This is a genomic window from Thiolapillus sp., from assembly GCF_048562965.1.
Lineage (GTDB): Bacteria > Pseudomonadota > Gammaproteobacteria > Chromatiales > Chromatiaceae > Thiolapillus > Thiolapillus brandeum_A.
The window spans coordinates 1-1,972 of record NZ_JBHNMF010000583.1 but is presented as its reverse complement, the minus strand read 5'-3'; the positions used below and the strand labels follow the sequence as shown (position 1 = coordinate 1,972).

Annotated in this window: 2 protein-coding genes and 1 pseudogene; 2 read left to right on the top strand and 1 reads right to left on the bottom strand. The window is 57.4% G+C overall.

Going from position 1 to position 1,972, the window contains the following annotated elements:
• Both ACOCD2_RS17985 and ACOCD2_RS17980 read left to right on the top strand, forming a co-directional pair.
• Positions 1-872 (top strand): AAA family ATPase (locus ACOCD2_RS17985; protein WP_419625855.1); only part of this gene is annotated, 872 nt, incomplete at its 5' end.
• Positions 755-1,075 (top strand): annotated as a pseudogene (locus ACOCD2_RS17980) (AAA family ATPase); the annotation flags it as partial. The gene ACOCD2_RS17985 and the pseudogene ACOCD2_RS17980, both read left to right, overlap by 118 nt.
• Positions 1,076-1,665: 590 nt before the next feature.
• Here ACOCD2_RS17980 and ACOCD2_RS17975 read toward each other — a convergent pair.
• A complete protein-coding gene (locus ACOCD2_RS17975) occupies positions 1,666-1,809 on the bottom strand; it encodes a hypothetical protein (RefSeq protein WP_293649530.1) in 144 nt (47 codons plus the stop codon).
• Between the last annotated feature and the right edge of the window lie 163 nt (positions 1,810-1,972).

Here is a 1,972-nt window from a genome sequence, read left to right as displayed (position 1 = left end):
ATCCACGGCTCGAAAAACAGTTCTCAAAACGCCGCGATCAGATCGAATCGAAACTGGCGGAGGTGGGCAGCCACAGCGCTAGGGCATCAGAAACCGCTGCGCTGGATACGCGCAAAGACAAGGAGCACTCGTCAGGCGAAGCGCTTGAAGAAAGCTGGCGGGCGCAGGCGGCCGAGCTTGGCATCGATAAGAACAACTTGCAGGCGTTCGAGCCCGAGCCCGAATCCGACGACAACGACAAAACGCCAGACCGGATGCCGACCCATGCGGAAATCCTCAGGGAATTGACGCAGCACGCTTCTACCGTTTCACAGCATCAACTCAAAGCCGCGGTTTATGTCGCGGCCCAGGGGGTTTTAAGCGCGGACGAAGCCGATCAATACCTTGATGAATTACTGGCGGATGACGAACTCATCAAGCTCCAGGACGCCAGAAACGAACCCCGGTTCACGAGCCGGGAAATGCTGGAAATCGAGCAACGCCTTGCCGATTCCGCGAGATCCCGGCAAAACGAACAGCACCAGGTGTCAAATGAAGCCCTGCAGCAGGCCCGCGAAGCATTCCCCACCCTCAGCGAGGAACAGCAACACATGCTGGCGCATGTGACCGGTGATGCTGGCGTGGTTGCGGTCCAGGGCATGGCCGGAACCGGAAAATCGTTTGCCCTGGCCGCCGCCCGTGAGGCATGGGAGGCGGATGGCAAAACCGTCATCGGCTGCGCCCTGGCGGGCAAAGCGGCGGCGGGATTGCGGGATTGCAGGAGGGCTCCGGCATTGATTCGCAGACACTGCATTCACTCCTCCGCGAACTGGATGAAGGACAGAAACAACTCCAAGAAAATATGGTTGTTGTCGTGGACGAGGCCGGGATGATTGGCAGCCGCCAGCTCGATGCCTTGATGCAGCATGCTGATGATGCTGGGGCAAAGGTGGTCCTTGTCGGCGACTCCCGCCAGCTCCAGCCGATTGATGCGGGTGGTGCCTTTCGGCTCATTCAAGAGGAAACAGGGGCAGCCGAACTCAAAGACATTCGCCGCCAGAAATCGGATTGGCACCGCGAAGCGGTGCACCAGTTCGCCAATGGCGAAGCGGGCCAAGCATTGCGGCAGTTCGACGAACGCGGTTTGGTTCATGTTGAGAAGGGCCATGAGCAGGCTGTCAAACGGCTCGCCCAAAACTACCTGGACGATTTCGACCCTGCGCGACCTGGTGAAACGCTGATGATTGCCGGCACCCGGCGGGATGTTGTCTTGCTCAACCGCGCCGCCCGTGACCAACTTATCGAGCGCGGGGATCTTGACAATAGCAACGCGGTCAAACTCGAAGGACGTGAATATTGCGCGGGTGACCGCATCCTGTTCACGCGCAACAGCAAACAGCTTGACGTAAAGAATGGCGATCTCGCAACGCTGACCCAAATCGAGCAAACCGCCGACGGCATTCTTTTTCACGCGGAAACCGATGCTAGCAAACAGGTCAGTTGGAATGCAAATGACTACGAGCATTTCCAGCACGGCTACGCTGTCACCGCCCACAAAAGCCAGGGGGTTACCGTCGATCATGCTCATGTCTTGATTCATGACGGCATGTCAGATCGTGAATGGTCTTATGTTGCCACCAGCCGTTCACGCGATGCCACCCATCTTTATACGACAACTGACACATATCAGGAAGCCGCTCGCAGCATGAGCCGCAGTCGGCAAGCGGACACTCGCTGCCAGCCATGGAGAGCGAAGCGAAGGCTGGTAGACCCCAGTAGCCGCGAGGCCGCACTGTTTTCCCGGCGTGCCTTGCGCCAGAGGGAAAACAAAGTAGGCCTCCGAACCAAGCGTGTCTTTAGATTATCAACAGGAGACGTAACTACTCACCCCTAAGATGAGTACAAGCCTGCCTCCATGGATCTACAATCGCTTTTTCATGTCTGTAGAGGCTTGACATCATAGTACGCCGAGTCTATGCTATTGACCCAACAC